Annotated in this window: 15 protein-coding genes; 5 read left to right on the top strand and 10 right to left on the bottom strand. The window is 31.7% G+C overall.

From position 1 onward, the window contains the following. Positions 1–174: 174 nt before the first annotated feature. The gene (locus GBO31_RS26360) at positions 175–3465 is read left to right on the top strand and encodes a VPS10 domain-containing protein (RefSeq protein ID WP_219011631.1); all 3291 of its coding nucleotides are present in this window, start codon (positions 175–177) and stop codon (positions 3463–3465) included. 16 nt (positions 3466–3481) lie between these two features. Next, positions 3482–6283 (top strand): S9 family peptidase, encoded by a 2802-nt coding sequence (locus GBO31_RS26355; protein WP_219011630.1) that lies wholly within the window; start codon positions 3482–3484, stop codon positions 6281–6283. An 18-nt stretch (positions 6284–6301) separates the two neighbouring features. Here the strand turns inward: GBO31_RS26355 and GBO31_RS26350 are convergent, their stop codons facing one another. Both GBO31_RS26350 and GBO31_RS26345 read right to left on the bottom strand, forming a co-directional pair. After that, the gene (locus GBO31_RS26350) at positions 6302–7000 is read right to left on the bottom strand and encodes a LytR/AlgR family response regulator transcription factor (RefSeq protein ID WP_219011629.1); all 699 of its coding nucleotides are present in this window, start codon (positions 6998–7000) and stop codon (positions 6302–6304) included. Next, a complete protein-coding gene (locus GBO31_RS26345; RefSeq protein WP_219011628.1) occupies positions 6997–7785 on the bottom strand; it encodes a sensor histidine kinase in 789 nt (262 codons plus the stop codon). Before GBO31_RS26345 ends, GBO31_RS26350 begins: the two co-directional genes overlap by 4 nt. Positions 7786–8087: 302 nt before the next feature. On the opposite strand from GBO31_RS26345, the gene GBO31_RS26340 reads away from it, so the two are divergent. Both GBO31_RS26340 and GBO31_RS26335 read left to right on the top strand, forming a co-directional pair. Beyond that, entirely contained in the window at positions 8088–8960 is an 873-nt protein-coding gene (locus tag GBO31_RS26340) for an ABC transporter ATP-binding protein (RefSeq protein ID WP_219011627.1), read from the top strand. 1 nt (position 8961) lies between these two features. Continuing rightward, positions 8962–12249: an ABC transporter permease/M1 family aminopeptidase gene (locus tag GBO31_RS26335; protein ID WP_219011626.1), complete on the top strand. Its 3288-nt coding sequence runs from the start codon at positions 8962–8964 to the stop codon at positions 12247–12249. Between the two features lie 84 nt (positions 12250–12333). On the opposite strand, the gene GBO31_RS26330 is transcribed toward GBO31_RS26335, so the two are convergent. The 5 genes from GBO31_RS26330 to GBO31_RS26310 form a co-directional block, all read right to left on the bottom strand. After that, positions 12334–14616 carry a lytic polysaccharide monooxygenase gene (locus tag GBO31_RS26330; RefSeq protein WP_219011625.1) on the bottom strand — a complete coding sequence of 761 codons (2283 nt, stop codon included), beginning with the start codon at positions 14614–14616 and terminating at the stop codon, positions 12334–12336. A gap of 55 nt (positions 14617–14671) precedes the next feature. Then, positions 14672–15316 carry an SCO family protein gene (locus GBO31_RS26325; RefSeq protein ID WP_246615998.1) on the bottom strand — a complete coding sequence of 215 codons (645 nt, stop codon included), beginning with the start codon at positions 15314–15316 and terminating at the stop codon, positions 14672–14674. 34 nt (positions 15317–15350) lie between these two features. Next, entirely contained in the window at positions 15351–15902 is a 552-nt protein-coding gene (locus tag GBO31_RS26320) for a toxin-antitoxin system YwqK family antitoxin (RefSeq protein ID WP_219011623.1), read from the bottom strand. 502 nt (positions 15903–16404) lie between these two features. Then, a complete protein-coding gene (locus GBO31_RS26315; protein WP_219011622.1) occupies positions 16405–17037 on the bottom strand; it encodes a DUF4386 domain-containing protein in 633 nt (210 codons plus the stop codon). Positions 17038–17158: 121 nt separating this feature from the next. Beyond that, a complete protein-coding gene (locus tag GBO31_RS26310) occupies positions 17159–18043 on the bottom strand; it encodes an alpha/beta hydrolase fold domain-containing protein (RefSeq protein WP_219011621.1) in 885 nt (294 codons plus the stop codon). Between the two features lie 194 nt (positions 18044–18237). Here GBO31_RS26310 and GBO31_RS26305 point away from each other — a divergent pair, with 194 nt between their 5' ends. Continuing rightward, on the top strand, positions 18238–18801 hold the full coding sequence (locus tag GBO31_RS26305; RefSeq protein WP_219011620.1) for a Crp/Fnr family transcriptional regulator: 564 nt from the start codon (positions 18238–18240) through the stop codon (positions 18799–18801). A 30-nt stretch (positions 18802–18831) separates the two neighbouring features. Here the strand turns inward: GBO31_RS26305 and GBO31_RS26300 are convergent, their stop codons facing one another. From GBO31_RS26300 to GBO31_RS26290, 3 genes are all read right to left on the bottom strand, one after another. After that, positions 18832–19608 carry a LytR/AlgR family response regulator transcription factor gene (locus tag GBO31_RS26300; RefSeq protein ID WP_219011619.1) on the bottom strand — a complete coding sequence of 259 codons (777 nt, stop codon included), beginning with the start codon at positions 19606–19608 and terminating at the stop codon, positions 18832–18834. After that, positions 19605–20654, bottom strand: coding sequence for a sensor histidine kinase (locus GBO31_RS27350; protein WP_219011618.1), 1050 nt, complete (start codon positions 20652–20654; stop codon positions 19605–19607). The genes GBO31_RS26300 and GBO31_RS27350 overlap by 4 nt, the downstream gene beginning before the upstream one ends. 39 nt (positions 20655–20693) lie before the next feature. After that, the coding region (locus tag GBO31_RS26290) for an ankyrin repeat domain-containing protein (protein ID WP_219011617.1) at positions 20694–21816 on the bottom strand (1123 nt) is incomplete at its 5' end.

Genomic DNA, 21816 nt, shown 5'->3' with positions numbered 1-21816 from the left:
AAAAACTTATTACCATTAAATCAAGGTTCTAAATAGATAGAAAATAAGGTTTATATTAACTTTATGAAAAATTAAGAATTGTTATAATATTCGTAATACTTCATCGAAAATATATTATAATGTTTTGTATGTTTGAAAAATTCAACAATTCAACAAGTCATCAAAATAAAACGAATGAAAAAATCACTCATCCTAGCACTTGGCTTTGCTCTTATTTTTAGCCCTGTTTGTGATGCTCAAAAAAAATCTAAGAAGAAAGCAGAAGAAAAAACACCATTAGAATCCATAAATATTTCAGGACTTTCCTGGAGAAATGTTGGTCCAGCATTAACTTCTGGTCGTATTTCAGATTTTGCTTTTAATCCAAATAACCCTTATGAATATTATGTTGCTACTGCATCTGGAGGTGTTTGGAAAACAGTAAACTCTGGGGTAACATATCAACCTATTTTTGATTCACAAGGATCGTATTCTATTGGATGTGTTACTATGGATCCAAACAATTCAAATGTAATTTGGGTAGGTACAGGAGAGAATAATAATCAACGTTCTGTTGCCTATGGAGATGGTATTTATAAGTCAAGTGATGGAGGAAAATCCTGGGAGAATGTAGGGCTTAAAAATTCCGAACATATTGGAAAAATTATTGTACATCCAGAAAATTCAAATATCGTCTATGTTGCTGCTATTGGTCCTTTATGGAGTAAAGGAGGAGATCGAGGTTTATATAAAACAGAAGATGGTGGAAAAACCTGGAAAGCAGTTCTTACGGTAAACGAGCATACAGGTGTAAATGATATAGTTATGGATCCAAGAGATCCTAATGTATTATACGCATCCACTTTGCAAAGAAGACGACATGTATATACCTATGTTGGTGGTGGACCTGGATCTGGCCTACATAAAAGTGTAGATGGAGGTGCAACCTGGTCAAAAATAAATAAAGGATTACCAAGTGAAGAATTGGGACGAATTGGATTAGCAATTTCACCAGCAAATCCAGAAATAATTTATGCTATTGTAGAAGCAGCCAATGGTAAAGGAGGTTTTTTCGCTTCTACAAATAGAGGTGCTAGTTGGGAAAAAAGAGGTTCGCATACCACTAGTGGAAATTATTATCAAGAAATTATTGCAGACCCGATAGATGAACATACGGTATATTCAATGGATACTTGGATGTCTGTTACGCACAACGGAGGTAAAAGTTTTGAATTAGTAGGTGAAGACACAAAACATGTAGATAATCATGCAATGTGGATCAACCCAAAGAATAATAAACATTGGGTTATAGGATGTGACGGAGGAATTTACGAAACTTTTGATGCTGCAAAAACTTGGGATTTCAAAAAGAATTTACCAGTTACACAGTTTTATAAAGTTGCTGTAGATAATGATACTCCATTTTATAATATTTATGGTGGAACTCAGGATAACTTTAGTATTGGCGGTCCTTCCAGAGTATTAACGGAACATGGCATTCGTAACTCTGAATGGTTTATTACAAATGGTGGTGATGGATTTGAATCTCAAATCGATCCAAATAATCCTAATATTGTATATGCGCAGTCGCAATATGGTGGGTTAGTTCGATTTGATAAAAAAAGTGGTGAAAAAGTTGGAATAAAGCCGAAAGCTAGAAAAGGAGAGAATGCTTACAGATATAACTGGGATGCCCCTCTAGTGGTAAGTAGACATGTTCCTGGGCGATTATATTTTTCTGCTAATAAAGTATTTAGATCTGATGATTACGGTAATAGTTGGAAAGTAATTAGTGAAGATCTTTCTAAACAAATTGATAGAAATACCTTAAAAGTATACGATAGAGTATTGAGTATTGATGCTGTTGCAAAAAATGGCTCTACATCACCTTATGGAAGTGTGGTTGCTTTTTCTGAATCTCAACTAAATAAAGATTTACTCGCTGCTGGAACAGATGATGGTCTTGTTCATATCTCTGAAGATGGTGGACAAAATTGGAAGAAAATTTCAAACATTCCTGGAGCTCCTAATCAGTCATATGTAAATAGCGTATATCTATCCAGACATAATGAGAATGTAATATATGTTGCTTTTAATCATCATAAATATGGCGACTTTAAACCATACTTGTTCAAGTCAACTAATAAAGGTACTAGTTGGACGGCAATTCAATCCAATCTTCCAAAACGTGGTAGTCTTTATGCTATTGAAGAAGATCACATCAATAGTAATTTACTTTTTGTAGGAACAGAATTTGGAGTATTCTTTTCTCCAGATCAAGGACAAAACTGGAAACAGTTAAAAAATGGACTTCCAACTGTTGCAGTAAGGGATATCGCTATTCAAGAACGTGAAAATGATTTAATACTAGGTACTTTTGGTCGTGGTTTTTATGTGATGGATGATTATTCAGTGTTACGAAGCGTTAAAAATGTTGAGCCGACTGAAGAGGCTAAAATTTATCCAATAAGAACGTCTCTAATTTGGGAACAGAGCAGTCCTTTGGGATTACCTGGAAAATCATTCCAAGGAGATAATTTTTATACGGCTCCTAATCTAGGGCCAGAAGCAATGATCACCTACTATTATAAATCGGATTACAAATCCTTAAAAGATCAACGTCAGAAAAAAGAAAAGGAGCTAATAAAATCTGGAAATGATACTCCTTATCCTAATTATGATGCCTTAAAATCAGAAAATGAAGAGCGTAAAGAAGAATTAGTTTTTACAATAAAAGATCCTAATGGTCTAGTGGTGAAAAAAGAATTCAAAGCTGCAAAAAAAGGAATACAACGTTTTCATTGGGATCTTAGATACACACCTCAAAATCCTATCAATCTAAGTAAACCATCTTTTTATAATCCTTTTGGAGGAAGAGACGAAGGGACTTTGGTTGCTCCTGGAAGATATACTGTAGAGATGGGACTTATGAAAGATGGTGAATTAAAATCACTAACAGAAGCAGTAGCTTTTGAAGTGAAAGCATTAAACAATGTAGAAATGCCTGCTGAGAATCGCGCAGCAAAAGTTGCTTTCCAAAAGGATTTAGCTAAGCTTGAAGCTGATATGGCAATTACTCAAAACTTAATGTCTGATGCTAGAAATAAAATAAAATATATCAAAGCTTCCGTAAAACGTGCTGAGCAACCTTTAGGAAGTTTATACAAAGAAGTTTTAATCATCGAAGATCAATTAGATGCGTTAGGAGTAGCCATGTATGGAGATCCTGTAAAACGTAGATTAGATATGGATCAACCTTTACCACCTGCATTTCGTTTAGGTAGCATTGGCTATGAGCAGAAATATTCTACAGCAACACCTACGCAAACCCATCGGGACAGTTATGCGATAGCAAAAGAAGAAATCATGGCTATTAAAACTAAAATGGAAAATATTTATAATAAAGACTTAAAAGCATTAGAACAAAAATTAATTAGTGCTGGAGCACCTTATACTCCTGGTCGTGGATATCAAAACAAAAATTAAATCATCGTCTATTACCATGAGAATATTATTAGCTTTTATTTTTCTAAGTTTCTCCGTAAACATAATTGCACAAAAAAAAGTAATGCAACAAGAAGACAAAGCATTATGGAATCGCATAAATAATGTGAATATTGCTAATTCAGGAGATTATGTGCTGTATGAGCTAGAGAAAAATGAAAAAGATCAGACACTTAAACTACATACCATTAACGGACAAGAAATACTGTCTCATGATAGAAGTAAAGGAGCGAGATTTTCTTTTGATTCAAAATATGTAGCTTTTACTGTAAATGCTTGGAAAGATAGTATTACAGAAATGAAACGTAGGAAAGTGAAGAAAAAAGATTTTCCTAAGGATACTTTAGTGATTTATGATATTCAAAATAGATCCATACAAAAGGTTCCTAAAGTAAACGCTTTCAAAATGCCTGAAAAATGGTCGGGAATTATAGCATATCAATTAGATATTCCTAAAGATAAAAAAAAGGATACCGCTAAAATTAAAAAGAAGAAAGAAGCTACTAAAGTAAAGAAACAAAAAAAGGTGGCGAAAGACTCTGTTTTTCATTTGGTAATAAGACAATTAGCAGACGGCAAAGAAGATACTCTTAAATACATAAAGAAATATGCTTTAGCGAAAGAAGGAAGATCTTTGACTTTTGTAACTTCAGGTGGAAAGGATAAAGAACAATCAGGTGTTTATCAGTATGATATTGATAAAAAGCAGCAAATACCTTTATTTACAAGCCACAATAAGACAAAATACCCACAACTGAATATATCAAAATCCGGTAAACATATTGGTTTTGTGGTAGATGCTGATTCTACCAAAAGTTTGATAAAAAAACCAAATTTATATGCTTGGAAACAAGGTCAAAAAGAGGCAAGATTAGTAGTCGCTTCAGAAAATAATCCTTCCAAATTATTAGTTTCTAAAGATGAAAAACTTTGGTTTTCTAAAAATGAAAATCGTTTGTTTTTTGGATTAAGAACGAAACCTATCGTTCAAGATACTACCTTACTAAAAGAGGAAATTGTGAATGTAGAGGTATGGACTTATGATGAACCTAGATTATATACTGTTCAGGAATTGCAAGCCAAAAACGATAAGAAAAAGGCATATTTATCACTTTATGACTTTACTACGAATAAAACCATACAAATTGCTAATCCAGAATATGATTTCACAAGCTATTCGCAAGAAGGTAATAGTAGATATGCTGTAATTAGTAATGGAACACCTTATCAACTTGCGAGTCAATGGACAGGGCAATATCCAATGGATGTAAAACGTGTAGATTTAAGTACCGGAGATCAAACAAAATTAGGAACTAAGGTTTATGGAGCCCAATCTCTAAGCCCTAAAGGAAAATATCTTTTTGGATATAGTAGAAAAGATAGCACTTGGTTCACGTATAATTTAAAAACCCTTAAATACACTGCATTAACCAAAGGAAAACAATTTTATAATGAATTGCACGATTATCCAGATGATCCTTATAGCTATGGTGTAGCTGGTTGGACAGAAGGAGATGAGCGACTTTTAATTTATGATCGTTTCGATATCTGGTCTTATAATCCAGACACAGGGCAATCTGAGAACCTGACCAATGGACGATCTAAAAATATTCAATATAGATATCTAAAGTTAGATGACGAAGAAATTGGCATTTCAAAGCAAAGAAATTGGTTGTTAAGCAGTTTTAATGAAGTAACAAAGTATGCTGGTTTTTCAATTTATAATCCAAAAAAGAAGTCTTTAAAGTCAGTTACTGATGGACCTTTTAAATATAGGAATCCTCATTTAGCAATGAATGACAAAAAAGAACGAATTGTATTTACCAAAGAATCATTTACAGAGTTTCCAAACCTTTGGAGTACAGATTTATCATTTAAATCACCAAAAAAGATAAGTGACGCCAATCCTCAACAAAAAGAATATAATTGGGGAACAGCAGAATTAGTAAAATGGGTGTCGCTAGATGGAAAACCATTGGAAGGAATGCTTATAAAACCTGAAAATTTTGATCCTACTAAAAAGTATCCATTGATTGTAAATTTCTATGAAAAAAGCTCTGACAATTTATATAATCATCGTGGTCCATCCTATGGTCGTAGTACTATTAATTATTCTTTTTACGCAAGTCGTGGATATTTAATATTTAATCCCGATGTGCATTATCGCGATGGTTATCCTGGCGAAAGTGCTTTTAACTGTGTTATTCCAGGAATTACAGCATTAATTGAAAAAGGTTTTGTGGACAAAAATAATATTGGCGTTCAAGGTCATAGTTGGGGTGGATATCAAATAGCATATCTAGTTACAAAAACAGATATTTTTAAAGCTGCAGAGTCTGGTGCTCCTGTACCAAATATGATTAGTGCTTATGGAGGTATCCGTTGGTGGTCTGGTTTGAGTAGGCAATTTCAATATGAACATACACAAAGTAGAATAGGAGGTACTCCTTGGGAATATCCACAACGTTATGTAGAAAATTCACCAATTTTTAATATTGATAAAATTAACACACCATTATTGATCATGCACAATGATGCTGATGGTCATGTACCTTGGTATCAAGGGATAGAGTTCTTTGTAAGTTTAAGACGTTTGGGCAAACCATCCTGGTTTTTGAATTATAATGGAGAACCTCATTGGCCGCTAAAAATGCAAAATCGTGTAGATTTTAATATCCGAATGGCGCAATTCTTTGATTACTATCTAAAAGGTGCACCAAAACCAGTTTGGATGGATAGAGGAGTGCCTGCAATCGAAAAAGGGATTAATCAAGGATATGAATATATAGACGAAGAATAAAAGTATCATCCAGAACAATTACTCTAAAAAGGCTTTAAGATTGTTCTTGTATACTTTGCCAATAGGTATAATATAATCCTGAATCAAGATTCTATTGCCTTCGATTTCGTTGATATGCTTTTTGGCTATTATGAATGATTTGTGTGTTTGAAAAAATTCATCTGTTGGTAAAAGACTCAACATATCTGATATTTTTTCTCGTACTTGAATTTCAGCTTTTGTAGTGACTACTTTGATGTAGTTTCCTGTTGCTTCAATGAATAAAATATCTTCAGTTTTAACCTGAATCAGTTTCTTGTTAGAACGCAAAAATAGACTTTCTTCCTCTTTTTTAATATTAGAAATGGGAGGAAAGTCTTCTATTTTATTTTTAGTTTCAATCTTATTAATTGCTTTAATAAATCGCTCAAAACTGAAAGGTTTTAGCAGATAATCTACAATATTCAGTTCATATCCTTCGATTGCATATTCCTGATAAGCTGTGGTTACAATAATATTAGGTGGATATTTCAAAGTTTTTAAAAACTCAAACCCTTTGAGTTTAGGCATATTTAAATCCAAAAAGATCAAATCTATTTTATGTTTACGCAAACACTCCATTGCCTCAATGGCATCATAACAATGCTGCACAAATGAAAGATTAGGTAAAGCATCACAGTAACCTTTAATAATATCATGTGCTATATGTTCATCATCAACGATAATATAATTAATCATATGTATAAGGTTAGTTCTACTTTGTAAATATCACCATTTATTGAATTTACCAATTTATGTTTTTTAGGATATACTAATGCTAATCTCCTTTCCAAATTCTTTAATCCAATACCTTCTTCATTTTTTATTTCTGTATCAAAATTATTTTCGATCTCAAATACTATTTTATGCTCCTTTGAGTTCATAGAAATATTAGCAAATGCGTTGCTCCGCAACACTTCCAGTCCATGCTTAAAAGCATTTTCAACCAAAATGATAAATAATAACGGCATTACTTTAAGTTGTTCGTTTTCAATTTCCACATCAAATTGTATCATAATATCCTTATGATATCGCATTTTATGTAGTTCAATATAGTTATTTATAAAATCGACTTCTTGCTGTAAGGTCACATATTCTTTTTGCCCTTCATAGATGCTATAACGCATCATATCAGAAAGTTTGAGAATAAGATTTTTAGCTTTCTCACTGTCTTTATCAATTAGTCCATAAAGATTATTCAACATATTAAAGAAAAAATGTGGGTTTACCTGAGATTGAAGATGTATCAATTCAGTTTTTTTCTTCTCATTTTTTAGGTTGATTATGAATCTAACATTTACAAACAACCAATGAAAAACGGCTATACAAACTACAATGAAATACAAAAATAGGAATTCAATAAATCCTTCTATTTTTCCGAAAGTATCATTAAACAATACGATGATAACGCCAATAACCACCAATATAATTCGAAGCACACGAACAGATACAATGTTTTTTCTATGTAGAAATTTGAAATTCATTCTTCAATATTACTTAAATAATACACTGCTTACAAATTAGTTGATAAACGTATCAAAAATGAAGGTGAACTAATATAAAAGTGGTACAAACGTTCCTTGTCACTACAGAAGCTATTTATACAACTTTCTATAGCTAATACATCCCAGTTTCTTTTTCTCACAATGGATCAAAGCTAAGTTTGTCCATATCAATCAAAAAACGAACAGTTATGAATTGAGCCAATAACCATAAGGTGATAATCACTAAAATGATTATTGGCGAATTCCAACTGACAACTGAAGAAAAAATAAAATATAAACAGATGAAATTGATAATTGATAACATTAGCAAAACATACGACAATGGTGTACAGGCGCTAAAAGGCGTTTCACTAGAAATTCCAAAAGGAATGTTTGGGCTTTTAGGTCCTAATGGTGCTGGAAAGTCTACTTTAATGCGAACTATCTCCACATTACAGGAAGCAGATAGTGGTAGTATTTCCTTTGATAATCTTGATATTCAAAAGGATAAAAACTCTATTAGGAAAATACTGGGTTATTTACCTCAACAATTTGGTGTGTATCCTAAAATGTCTGCAGAAGTATTGCTTAATCACCTTGCTGTTTTAAAAGGAATTACTGAGAAAAACCAGCGTAAAGAAGTGGTTCAAGCATTACTTCATAAAACAAATTTATATGATGTAAGAAAACAAAACTTAGGAGGATTCTCTGGTGGTATGAAACAACGTTTTGGAATTGCACAGGCTTTATTAAACAATCCTAAACTACTTATCGTTGATGAACCAACAGCAGGGTTAGATCCCAAAGAGCGTAATCGTTTTTACAATCTCTTGAGTGAAATTGCAGAAAATACAATTGTCATATTATCAACACATATTGTAGATGATATTAAAGAGTTATGTCCTCAAATGGCCATTATTAATAAGGGAAAAGTTGTTTTAAAAGGAAATCCTTTAGAACTCATAAACAGATTACAAGGAAAGGTATACCAAAAGACTATTGATCGGTCTGAATTCGAAATGTATAGAGACCAATACAATGTAATCAATGATACTCTTTTTCTTGGCAAACCAATTATTCAAGTGATTAGTGATGTTCCCCTAAATAATGGTTTTACCAGTGTAAAAGCAGGTTTAGAAGAGGTGTATTTTTCTCAAATTAATAAAACTATATAATATGTGGTACGAAATATTCAAGTTTGAAGTAAAGTATAGAATGAAACGTCCAGAAACATATCTGTTTTTTGGATTACTATTATTATTTTCTATAGTTGGTGTTGATTTCATTTTCCAAGGAGTAGAAATTGGTTTAATGAAAAAAAACGCTCCTATGGTAATTGCAAAAACCATGGGAGCCATTACCGGTATTTTTATGATTATGGTATCTATGATTATGGGAGTTCCCATTTTAAGAGATTATCAATACAATACAGAAGCGCTACTCTTTACCAATCCTATTAAGAAAAGAGAGTATCTGATAGGAAGGTTCACAGGTTCTATCACTATTCTGATATTCATTTTTACTGGTTTATTATTTGGTATGATCATCGGTTCTCAAATGCCTTGGCATAAAGAAGATGAAATGCTTGCGTTTAATGTGTTTTCATATCTGCAATCATTCGTAGTTGTTGTATTACCTACTTTATTTTTTGGAGCCTCCACATTTTTCGTAACAGGAATGTTAAGTAAAAAATTGTTAGTAGTGTATACACAAGGAATCATAGTATTCGTACTTTTTTTACTTACAAAGGCTATTAAGAATGAATACCTACAAGGTCTACTTGACCCTTTTTCATTGACAACGTTAACGCAATACGCTAAAGACTATTCTGTTACAGAACTCAATTCATTATCTATTGTTTTCAGTGGAATTCTATTACATAACAAGCTTCTATGGATGACATTAGGATTAGGAATTTTAATCTATGGGTATTATAAATTCTCATTTAGTACATTGACTCAAAAACCTAAAAAAACCATACGTGATACTAAAACAAATGCTCCGAATAAAATTAATAATAGCTTAACTATTCCCAAAGTGATATTAAATTATTCATTTAAAGCGCAATGTATACAACTGTATGAGCTTTCTAAGTTTTACATACTTTCGTTAGTCAAAGAAACTTCATTCTGGGCTATCGTCATATGTGGAATCATTATTATCATGATTAACTCAGTAAACCTAGGAACTGTATATGGGGTAAATAGCTATCCTGAAACACATTTCATCATTGCAGAGTTGCAAGAAATGTCTATGTATTTCTTTATCATAATTTTGTTATTTTATTCAGGAGAGTTGATTTGGAAAGAACGAACAAATAAACAATATATACTCAATGATGCTACAGCAATATCAGATATAGTGTCTTTATTAAGTAAATTCATTGCACTTTGTAGTACCTATGTTATTTTGATGTTAAGCTTAATTCTAACTGGAATATTATTTCAGGTTTTCAATAGCTACTATAAATTTGAATTAGATGTTTATTTTTCTGGTTTCTTTATAGAAATATTTCCTTTCTTATTATTATACACAATTGTTGCCTTTTTCCTTCAAGTAATTAGTAAGAATAAGTTTATAGGCATTTTCTTAACAACTATCTTTTTTATTCTAAACGTAGGTTCAGAAGCACTTGGGTTTACACATAGTTTGTACAAATTTGGAGGTAAAACATTAGGTACATACTCTGTAATGAATGGTTATGGTCACTTTTTAAAACCTTATTTATGGGTCAAGGCATATTGGTTGGTTTTTGGAATTATTCTTTTTATCATTGGTGCTTTACTGATGAATCGAGGAGTGGGAACCTCTATAGTTAATCGTATAAAAACCATCACTAATCGTATTACAAAACCAATTTTGTATACTGGAATTTCTACAATGACTATTTTCCTTCTATTAGGATGTTATATTTTTTACAATACCAATGTATTAAATAGCTACTGGACTTCGAATGAACAGCAGGTTTTTAGAGCTGAATATGAAAAAACACTAAAGCCTTTAGAATATATTCCTCAACCTAAAATCACTGATGTAAACTTGAAAATAGAATTATATCCAGAAACAAGAGGTTATGATATAACAGGAACCTATACCTTATTAAATAAAACAGGTTTACCAATAAATGAAATCCATATTCAAAAATTAATAGCTTCACATGTATCTCTGGATGAAATTTCATTTGAAGGCAATGCAATCGTTAATGATGATCATCAAAAGTTCGATTATAGTATCTATAACTTATCTAAACCATTATTACCAAACGCTTCGATAAAAATGAATTTTAAACAATCTTTTATCCCTAAAGGCTTTGAAGAAGACTATTCTAGTACAGAAATAGTTTATAACGGTACTTTTTTTAACAATACCATATTACCAACCTTAGGATATAATAGAAAATATGAATTACAAGATGAAGATATAAGACAAGAATTTGGATTACCATCAAGGCCATCTAAAGCTAACATTGATGATTCTGAAGAGTTAGTAAATGCTCGTTCAGGCGGAGATTCTGATGGTATATTCTTAAATGTTGTTGTAGGTACTGACAAAGATCAAATAGCAATTGCTCCTGGAAACCTAACCAAAGAATGGACAGATGGAAATAGAAAGTATTTTCAGTATACTTCAAATAAACCAATTATTAATTTTTATTCGATCGTATCAGCCGAATATGAAGTTGTAAAAGATAGTTGGAAATCTTCGGACACATTATCCAAGCCAGTGAATTTAGAAATATATCATGATAAAAGGCATGCATATAATACAGACAGAATGATGACTGCAATGAAAGCATCTTTAAGTTATTTCCATGCAAATTTCAGTCCATATCAATATGAGCAATTACGTATTATGGAGTTTCCGCGCTATCAAGAATTTGCACAATCATTGCCAAATACAATTCCATTCTCTGAAGGTATAGGGTTTGTATTGGATATCGATGATCTGACTGATGTAGATATGGCTTTTTATATAACTGCTCATGAAATTTCACATCAGTGGTTTGGTATGCAAATAGAAGCAGCTAATGTACAAGGACGTAATTTTATTTTGGAAACACTATCACAGTATGGAGCACTTATGGTATTAAAGCAAAAGTATCCTAAAGAAAAAGTACAACAATTTTTAGAACTACAAGAAGAATTATACGATCAAAAAAGAAGAAGAGCAATATCCGAACCGTCTCTAAAATTAGTAGCAAACGAAGATTTTGTGTATTATCATAAAGGTGCTATTGCGATGTACAAGTTACAACAGGAAATAGGAGAGGAGCAGGTTAATCTCGCCTTAGAGCGATTCATTAAAGATTGGCGTAGTTATAAAGGTGTATTAAAAACGAAAACAGATAGATATTCAACTTCGAATGATCTACTGGAATATTTTAAAGAGGTAACACCAAAAAATAAACAGTATATACTTACAGAATTATTTGAAACAAACAAAAAGATTGTAGTTAATTATTAATTAAAACCCCAGGAAATCAATTAGATTTTCTGGGGTTTATATTGATACAAGGAATATGATTTTTAAGCTGTTACGCCTAAAAATTTATTGTACTAAGAATTTTAAAGTTCGATCAGTACCCAAAGGATTTAAAACTCTTATAAGATATAACCCGCTTTCTAAATCCGAGATATCTATTGGTAATCGCTTCGTATTCTCTTTTACTATAAAAGATTTAATAGTTCTACCATTTATATCAGAAATAATAACGCTATTATTTATAAGATCATATTGCTGTTCTAAGGATAAAGTATTGACCGCTGGATTAGGATATACCTTTATAGCAAGCACCTCATCAGTATTTATGGTATCCGAAACCTTTGTATTACAATTAGGTGCATCTTTAGAATTGCTAAAATACAGTGTATAATTATCGGCCACTAATACAAAGTTTCCATCATCAATAGTTACATAATAATCTCCATCCAATCCTGAAATACCAGTACCACTTAATGAAATCTGAGGACTTGAAGAATTAAAGTTTTGAGTAGCTGTTGAAAAATTAGTATACCAAGGAGCTACATTGAGGTCAAATGAAAATTGATATAATCCATTATTTGCTAGATCCCAATTTATAGTAAATCTAGTAACCACATCCATATTAGGACCACCTGTTCCTAATACATGAACATATTCATATGAGGTATTAACTGTAGATAATGGCGTAGCTATTGGTACACCAAAAGTACAATCTTCATTTGGTGGATCAATAACATCATCATTAACGGTAATATTTACTGAAGTACTGTCAGTTCCTCCTTTACCATCACTAACAGCAAGAGTGGCTACATAATTTCCTGTCGAATAAATATGTGTCGAAGTAATTCCTGTTCCAGAAGTACCATCTCCGTAATCAATTGAATAAGTAAGTGTATCATTATCTGCGTCTGTAGATCCTGAAGCATCAAATAGCACTTCTAGAGGAGTAATTCCTGTAGTTGGAGTAGCAACTAAATTTGCTACAGGAGCTGTATTAATAGGATTGGTTACATCTCCACAATCTGGAGCGGTAGTAGAATTACTAAAATATATTGTAAATCCTCCTTCAAGAGCTACTAACGCAAAATTAGGTCCATCAATAGTAGCGTAATAACTACCATCCAAACCTTCGAATCCAGAATTTGAAATCGTGATTTGTGGTTGTGGTTGATTAAAGCTTTGCGTTGAAACTGACAATAGATTATTATACCAATCTGGACTTCCGTTATTAGTACTTAAGGAGAATTGATACAATCCGTTATTTCCTAAAGCCCAGTTTATAGAACAATTGGTAACGTTATCTAGATTTGGACCGTTAGCTCCGACTACATAAACATTATCAAAGGATGCATTGATAGACGGTAATGGAGATGCTCTAGGAGTATCTAATGGACAGACAGGTTCTAGACAATCAGGATCTATAGTTAAATCAATGGTTTGTACAACACCACTACTGAATTCAGCATCACTAACAGTTAAAGTAACTGTTGCACTATCTAGATTTGAAAAACTATGAGATGCTGTTATACCTTCAGCAGTTGTTCCATCTCCAAAATCCCAAGTATAAGTTAAATCATCTCCATCTGGATCTAATGAATCGGAAGCATCAAATACTACGTCTGGGCCACCGCATATTCCATTTTCAAAAGAAAATTTAGCTTCTGGTGGTCTATTAGGTACTGGATCTGATCCAAAATCTACATCACTCGTAGCATAAAATGCCTCTGGAGTAAGTGAACGTTGCCATATACTATAAATAACATGCCTTCCAGTTCTAGGTGGTAATATTACATCTATATTATCAGTAGCAGCGGCTGGTCTTGGGCCAGTACGTTTTAATAGCTCTAGACTATCCCAAGTAAGGGGCTGGTCTGGAGTCCAATCTGCTTTTGTAATATAAACATCATAATACAAAGTTTGGTGCGGTGTTGAATTGGTCCATGTAACGGTGTATGGTCCAGGAGTTACGGATGTTGCAATCCAATCATCTCTAACTTGATCCAAACCACCATACTTATCAGGTCGACCCGCACTAGCAAGGTTTCCATCTTGTATTATGGTTGTATGCATACCACCAGCATCCATACGAGCAACTTCGTTCCAATCATAGAGCGCTTGCGTTCCCCAACCAATAATAGCAGCTTCACAAGCAGGAGAATCTGGGCTTTGAGGATCTTCTTGAAAACAAATCCAAACACGACTTGGTGGACTGGTTACCGTACCATGTGTAAAAATAGGTTGACAAGGAGCTAGTAGTAGAATAAGAAAGGTAAATACAGATAGTAACCTTTCATTAATGGGAATACCAATCCCAAAATAACGTTTGTAAGTTTGTCTACATTTTTTCATAGTGTTAGTTTTAAATTAAAAAATAGGTGTTTCCAATCACTACCTTTTTAATTTGTTATCCACTATATTCCCTTTTCAATATTTCAATATGTCTTTGAATGCGTTCAATTTCTTGATATGAAGTCCCTTTATATACACCCCTAATATGTCCTTGTTTATCAATAAGTATTAAATTTTCAGTATGGACAAATCCGTTCTTATCATTCGTTTGTTTATAGGTTTCGTCTGCAAAATAGGCTTCCCTTGCTAGATTGTATATCTCCTTTTCATCTCCTGTTACCAAATACCATTTTTTAGGATTTACATCATGTAATTCTCCATACTTTTGTAAGACTTCTACCGTATCATAACTTGGGAATACCGAATGAGATATAAATTTTATTTCATCATTTTTTGCATATACATCTTGTAGTATGTGCATATTGCTGGTTAGTTGTGCACAAATACTAGGACATGTAGTAAAAAAGAAATTAGCAACATATATATGCCCCCTTAAATCATTATAAGTAATTTCTTCTCCCAATTGATTTTTGAATTTGAAATCTGGTATTTTATGAAACTTTTTCAGTTCATTATCGGTTGGTAACCAAGAAGGAGTAAAGTCTGAAGTATTGTAATAAGGAAGCTTATCAACTTTTTTAGTTCCTATTTTAATAGCTTGCTTATCATTTTCTATTTTCCCTTTGCACGAAAATATCATACAACATAAGACCAATATAATCGAGTATGTTTTTTTAATCCACATAATTATCAGATTTACAATTTACAGAGCCTATCAATCCAAAGCGTTCACCATTTATTACTTGATAATTCGCAATTATTTTCCCATTGTAATCCCACATTTTCTGCGAGCCAAACTCTTTACCTTCTTTATAATTTAATTCTTTAGCTTGTTTACCATTGCTATGCCATTCTTGCTGCATACCAATAGGAAGCCCTTCATTATTAAAGTTTTTTATAAATTTTAGTTGACCATTACTCCACCATGCTTTATGAGTACCTGTTTCTTTGCCATTTTGATGAAATCGTATCAAGGCAATTTTACCATTAGCATGTAATTTTTCTTCTTTTCCATGTTTTACTCCTTGTAAATAACTAATGGTATTTACAACCACCGTATCAACTTTAGAAGAAAGTATTCCTGAAAATGGTTGGTCATTATAGTATAGGAGGCTTCCTGCAAATTTTAAATTCTTATTTTTTATATCAATATTATAAGTTTTGGGCTTACAACTAAAAAGAGAAAGAATCAGAAATAAAAATGTAATTTTAAATATGTTATACATTAGATCAATTGTTTTATTTTTCACACCTTCTCAATGAGAAAGTGTAAAAAGACTATATACATGAATAAGCAATATTTGTATATAGCGTAATGGAATGGAGGTAAACCATATCAATTTTGTACAATATAATTCTCGTCATACATAACGTTATTTATACCGTGGTAAACAATACGTTTCCTTAATAATAAATTTCTGGTTTGACTTACGTGATTATAAGACGAAGTAGCTTGTAGATGAAATTACTCCTATACCTTTGTCATATTCTTATAGGTATATAAGAACCACCAGTTCTAGACGTGTTTTTGTTTTTGGGCTTGCGTTTTTTCATGTTAGTTTGAATTAAGTAGTTATCGATGTGGTGGTTCTAACTCCATGAAGATAATAAATATTATTCTGAAATGTGCCGTTTAACAAAAGTTTACAATACCTATTAAAGAAAAATTAAATTTTTATAATAGTGTCAATACTCTTAAAACAATTATAATCTGAATATATAATATATTTATTTCGGTTGTTTAATCCCTTTGATAACAAACCAAAGAATAAAAATCACTTCACCTATAGTTAATATTTCTGCTACTGTAAATAGAACATCCATTTTAGGAAAAACAATTTTAACCAAAGCGCTAATGAGATATCCGATTGCTGCTGCATACAAACAATACCCAATCCATACTGGAAAGTAAGCAGATTTTATAGCTAGTTTACCTAAGGGAAATAACCATAATCCCCAGAAAATAGTAGCTATATGCAAACTAGACCATTTAAAATTTAGATGAGCCATCATTATTTCTGGATTATCTATATTAGCCAACGCTTGCATACTATGTATTTCTCCATTTAATGCAATTGGCGCAGCGATTAAACTAAAAATAAGCATAAACATCGCTTGAGTACTATCTATGTGTTTTAACAACTGGTATAATAAAACTGGAATAACAACAACTAAAAGTTGTGTAACGATGTTAGCCAAAAAACCTACCCGAAATAAAACTTCATTTGTTCTTATATTTTCTACGGTTTTTAATGGATCGCCTTCTACGAAAAAAACTGATGGTATATACATCAAGCCAAACATTCCTATTAACATCCATATAGGATATAAAACTCTAAGAATTACAGTGATATTTTTCATGCGTTATAGTATACTTTAAACTTTTTAATTTGATTTTTTTGTATACAAGTCGACGAATGACATATCTAAATGTTACATTAATCCATAAATCTAAACACATCAAATAGTAATTTAAAGTTTACTAATCCAATACTTTGATGAGCTGGTTTAAAGCATTTTTAGCTTCTTTCATGACAGGAAGAAATGGCCATATATGAGGCATCCCAATTCCTTTTATGCATTCTATATCTACATTAGCTTTCTTAGCCTTTTCAAAAGCCAACAATTGATCCGGATAAGTAATATCATTTTCCGCAGCATACAACAAAGTTTTAGGAAATAATTCAAAACTTCCATAAATTGGTGATATCAGCTCATTCTTTAGATCTCCATCTTCGATACACATCTTCTTAGCACTTAAAAGTCCTTTTGTAGAAAGCATTGGATCAATCGCATCAACCGTATCAATGGCTTTATTGGACATAGATGCATCCATCACTGGTGAAACCAAAATAAGCTTACTTGGTAACGTTTTCTTTTGCACAATCAATCGTTGGGTCAAAGCCGTAATCAAAGTACCTCCTACAGAATCTCCAATTAAAACTATCTTATTCGATTTAAAACGGTTTATTGCGGTATCATAAATACTATCTATATTTTTAGAAATTTCAGATATTTTATGTTCTGGAGCTTTGGGATAATTACACATCCAAATCGTATAATTAGTCTTTTGAGCAATAGTTTTTATGGTATCCCAATGATGTTTAGCAGGACCAGAAATAAAAGCTCCTCCATGAATGAATAATAATAATTTACCTGTATTATTATTTTGACCAATTTCAGTAACCGTTGTTTTTAAAATTTGAAAACGTTTATTAATATTTTTCTTGAAAAATGCACCTTTAGGAAAAAACATATCTTCTTTACGTACGCTCATAAAATCTATAGGATCCTGACTAAATTTATTTTTAATTCCCTTTAATTTAATGATTAATAAGGTCAGATGATAAGTAAAGCTATGTGCCATGATGTAGTATTGTAATTATTGAATCAATAACAAATATCAAAAATGTAGTGTCCAAATTATTTGATATTTGTCAAATAATACTCATAGTAACTGTTTTATTTATTTAAAAACGATTCAAACAAGTAACAAGTCTTACGCTATTTCGTCAAATTAATAATATATAGTGCTACTAATGATAAAAATAACCAAGTAGAATGCACAATTTGTTACAAAAGTTCAGAGAGATAGGCAATTTATCAAAAGAGAATGAGCAAATATTATTGAGTGCTTTAGAACGTGTAGAGTGTCCTGCAAAAACAAACCTCCAAAAAGTCGGTAAAGTTTGTGATGCGATTTATTTTGTAGAAAAGGGGATCGCTAGAACCTACTATTATAAAAATGGAAAGGACATTACATATTGGATCGTAACCGAAAATGATTTTGTAGGTGCAATGGCGAGTTTCTTTTTAAGAGAGCCGAGTAATAAGTTGGTGGAAACCATTGAACCTTGTATTCTTTGGAAATTTGAATATGAAAAATTAGAAGCTTTATTCGCAGTTAATCATGAAATAGAAAGAATCGCTAGATTATTTTCTAATTATGGGATTGGTTTATTAGAAAAACGAGCAGATAGCTTACATTTTAATTCAGCAAAAGAACGATATCATATTCTTGTAGAGCAACAACCTGATATTTTAAGAAGGGTACCATTGGGTATGATCGCTTCTTTTTTAGGGATTACTCAAGAAACTTTAAGTCGTATCAGAAAACAAGTATAATTTTTAAAAGTTATATTACGCAATAAATCATTATTCTTTAATCCATTTTTTGAAGAGAGTGACTTTAAGTTTACTTATGATAATTTCAGAAAAATGTTCGGGTACCACTACAACTTTTAGTTTTCTTTTATCAACAACATTAGCATGTCTTACAGCCTTTTTAGCGACAATACATTGTCTATTAGCTCTAAAAAATAAACGAGGATTTAGTTGATTTTCCAATTTTTCAAGTGTTAGAGAAATCTTATACTTTTTATTTTCAATTGTTCTGCAATACACCAATTGATTTTCTAAATAAAAATAGGCTATATGATGAACATCCAAAGGAATTAGCTGATTTCTATAGCTTACTAAAAAAGAGCTCTTGTAAATATTTGTTGTATTTGATCTCTTTATTTCCCTAATTGTCTTAATCAGTTTCGAATTATTATCCAGAATGATCCTATCACCTGTGTACAGGTTTTGATATTTTGATATAGCCTTTTCTAAATCACTCTTCTTGATGGGTTTTAGTAGGTAATCAATACTATTGTATTTAAAGGCTTTGAGCGCATATTCATCAAAAGCAGTTGTAAAAATTATCGGAAAATTAAGTTTTGTTTTTTCTAGTATTTCAAAAGAACTGCCATCAGCTATTTTAATATCAAAAAAGGCAATATCTGGTGCATTATTCTTTTGAAACCATCGAATACTACTTTGCACAGTTTCTAACACAACCAAAACTTTAATTTCTGGATTAATCTCAAACAATAAATCACTTAAGTTTTGTGCTACACTAGTCTCATCTTCAATGATTACTACGTTCATATTAATAGAGGTAGTTTAACCAAAAATATATCATGTTTCTTTTCAATATATATTTCTTTATTAGCAATAAGTTTATAGCGATTATTTAAATTCATCAATCCAATACCAAAGCTTTGTACTTTTTCCTTTTCATTTAAATTATTTTCTACATGAATATAATCATCTTTAGAATATACTTGTATGACTAAGGGTGATTCAGTAGAGATAATATTATGTTGTATCGCATTCTCGATCAGTAATTGAATCGACATTGGAGGTATCCTATTATGATATACTCCTGAATCGATATTTAGACGAATACTTAGTTTGCTACCGAAACGTTTTTGCAGTAAATCTGTATATGATTTAATAAATTCTAACTCTTCTTTTACGATTACTAAATTACTATTGGTAGACGATAGCGAATAACGATATGTATTCGACATATCATTGATAAACTCTAGGCTAGCTTCTTTAGAGTCTTTTCGTATTATAGAACTCAAAGTACTCAAAGTATTAAAGAAAAAATGTGGACTGATTTGTTCTTTTAAAGCAGACAATTCGGCAATAGATTTTTCTTCTTTTATCTTAACTAGATTCATTTCCATTTCTCTAGCTTTTTCCATACGCAATAGCATATATGGTGCAACTATAGCAATAGTTAAAACCAAAGAGTGGTTGATCAAATAATCTTTTAAGTAAAATAAAGAAAATTCCAGATTAGGATGTGTTTTAGTGACATATTTAAAAATATACATATCCACACCTATAAATGCCATAAGTAATACCAAATTACTAACTACGATTAAAAGAATGGTATTCTTACGGAATAGTTTTTCTTTCCATGAATAATTGAAAAAAGCAAAAACTACTAGCATTAACAATTCAGTAGCCACTCCAACAAAACCTATACGAACCGTAAAGTAGTATTCTTCTTGATTTTCAGGTGTAGGATCTTTTAAATTATGAAGTTTATGAAAATGATTGAACAATCCTACGTTAGCCAACAATGTAATAACAATCGCAGAAATTACAATAAGCCAGATGTAGTTTGTATTTTTCTTCACTTATATAATATTTGAATGGGTTAATTTAAACATTTTAATTTAGTCTTTTAATGTCAAAATATCCTTAGTAGAAACCCAAAAAATACTGCCTTTTCGATTGAAGAATAAATAACTTCCATCCGGAGATAATCGTGGTGCAAACTCTATATCTTTTGTGTTAATCAATTCACCCAAGTTTTTAGCTTCAGTCCAATTCCCAGTTTTATCTTTAAAACTTATATATAAATCTACAGAACCAAATCCCCCAGATCTGTTAGAAGAAAAGATAACAAAACTTTCATCAGGTGAAATGGTAGGGTCATAATCTCTGCTTTCCGAATTCACATTTGCTCCTAGACCTACTGGTTGTTGATATACACCATTTTTATACTCAGATAAAACGATATTACTGGAACGATTCGGTCCTGTAGAATAAAAAAGTGTTCCTTTCTCGGAAAGGGTTGGAAACCAATCATGGTGTTCTTCGCTATTTACTTTTTTACCAAGATAAATGGGAGTACTCCAAGCGTTTTTTTCTCTTTTTAACATCCATATATCGCAATTTGCACGCGTTGAATCGCCTACAACTATAGGTCTGTTAGTACAGTAATATAAACTATTATCATCTGCTGATAAAAAAGGATCTATCTCTCTATAATCACCATCTATTTTCGCAGGTTTTGGTTGTGTCCATACCCCGTTTTCTTGTTTTGTAACAAATATAGTACCTCCATGATATCTCCATGATTCTACAGTATAATACATTTCATTTCCATCAGAAGAAAATGTGGGACTATGTACAAAATTCTCTGTTGAGACAAAACCTTTAGCAAAAAGAAGAGGTGTCTTAGTAGGTATTGTTTGTCCTAAATAAGCACCTTTCAAATTGTATTTTGGGATCTTTTTCCTATCAGCACCTTTGGTAATCAAGAATTCTGCTATTTCAGGATTATCTTCACGCACAGCAAGAGCTAAAGGTGTATTTCCATAATCATTAACGGTATCTATATCAGTATTTTTGTTAATAATCTTTTTTACTATATCTAAACTATTATTGAGTACTGCTTTATGCAATAATGTAGCTCCAAGATTTACATCAGCATTGGCCTTCATAAGTATATCTACCAATTCTTTATGATCAGATTGTACGGCGTTATACAAGGGTGTAAGATTATCTTTATTT

This window comes from Aquimarina litoralis (assembly GCF_019295435.1).
In the GTDB taxonomy this organism is placed as follows: Bacteria; Bacteroidota; Bacteroidia; order Flavobacteriales; family Flavobacteriaceae; genus Aquimarina; species Aquimarina litoralis_A.
The sequence above is the reverse complement of the archived record's forward strand: the minus strand, read 5'-3'. Positions and strand labels throughout refer to the sequence as shown.

What these genes read in the sequence shown, in the direction of transcription:
- GBO31_RS26310 (WP_219011621.1), bottom strand. Translation starts at nt 18,043, where the DNA reads ATGGCACATAGCTTTACTTATCATCTGACCTTATTAATCATTAAATTA.
- GBO31_RS26305 (WP_219011620.1), top strand. Translation starts at nt 18,238, where the DNA reads ATGCACAATTTGTTACAAAAGTTCAGAGAGATAGGCAATTTATCAAAA.
- GBO31_RS26360 (WP_219011631.1), top strand. Translation starts at nt 175, where the DNA reads ATGAAAAAATCACTCATCCTAGCACTTGGCTTTGCTCTTATTTTTAGC.
- GBO31_RS26300 (WP_219011619.1), bottom strand. Translation starts at nt 19,608, where the DNA reads ATGAACGTAGTAATCATTGAAGATGAGACTAGTGTAGCACAAAACTTA.
- GBO31_RS26330 (WP_219011625.1), bottom strand. Translation starts at nt 14,616, where the DNA reads ATGAAAAAATGTAGACAAACTTACAAACGTTATTTTGGGATTGGTATT.
- GBO31_RS26335 (WP_219011626.1), top strand. Translation starts at nt 8,962, where the DNA reads ATGTGGTACGAAATATTCAAGTTTGAAGTAAAGTATAGAATGAAACGT.
- GBO31_RS26355 (WP_219011630.1), top strand. Translation starts at nt 3,482, where the DNA reads ATGAGAATATTATTAGCTTTTATTTTTCTAAGTTTCTCCGTAAACATA.
- GBO31_RS26325 (WP_246615998.1), bottom strand. Translation starts at nt 15,316, where the DNA reads ATGATATTTTCGTGCAAAGGGAAAATAGAAAATGATAAGCAAGCTATT.
- GBO31_RS26340 (WP_219011627.1), top strand. Translation starts at nt 8,088, where the DNA reads ATGAAATTGATAATTGATAACATTAGCAAAACATACGACAATGGTGTA.
- GBO31_RS26315 (WP_219011622.1), bottom strand. Translation starts at nt 17,037, where the DNA reads ATGAAAAATATCACTGTAATTCTTAGAGTTTTATATCCTATATGGATG.
- GBO31_RS26350 (WP_219011629.1), bottom strand. Translation starts at nt 7,000, where the DNA reads ATGATTAATTATATTATCGTTGATGATGAACATATAGCACATGATATT.
- GBO31_RS26345 (WP_219011628.1), bottom strand. Translation starts at nt 7,785, where the DNA reads ATGAATTTCAAATTTCTACATAGAAAAAACATTGTATCTGTTCGTGTG.
- GBO31_RS26320 (WP_219011623.1), bottom strand. Translation starts at nt 15,902, where the DNA reads ATGTATAACATATTTAAAATTACATTTTTATTTCTGATTCTTTCTCTT.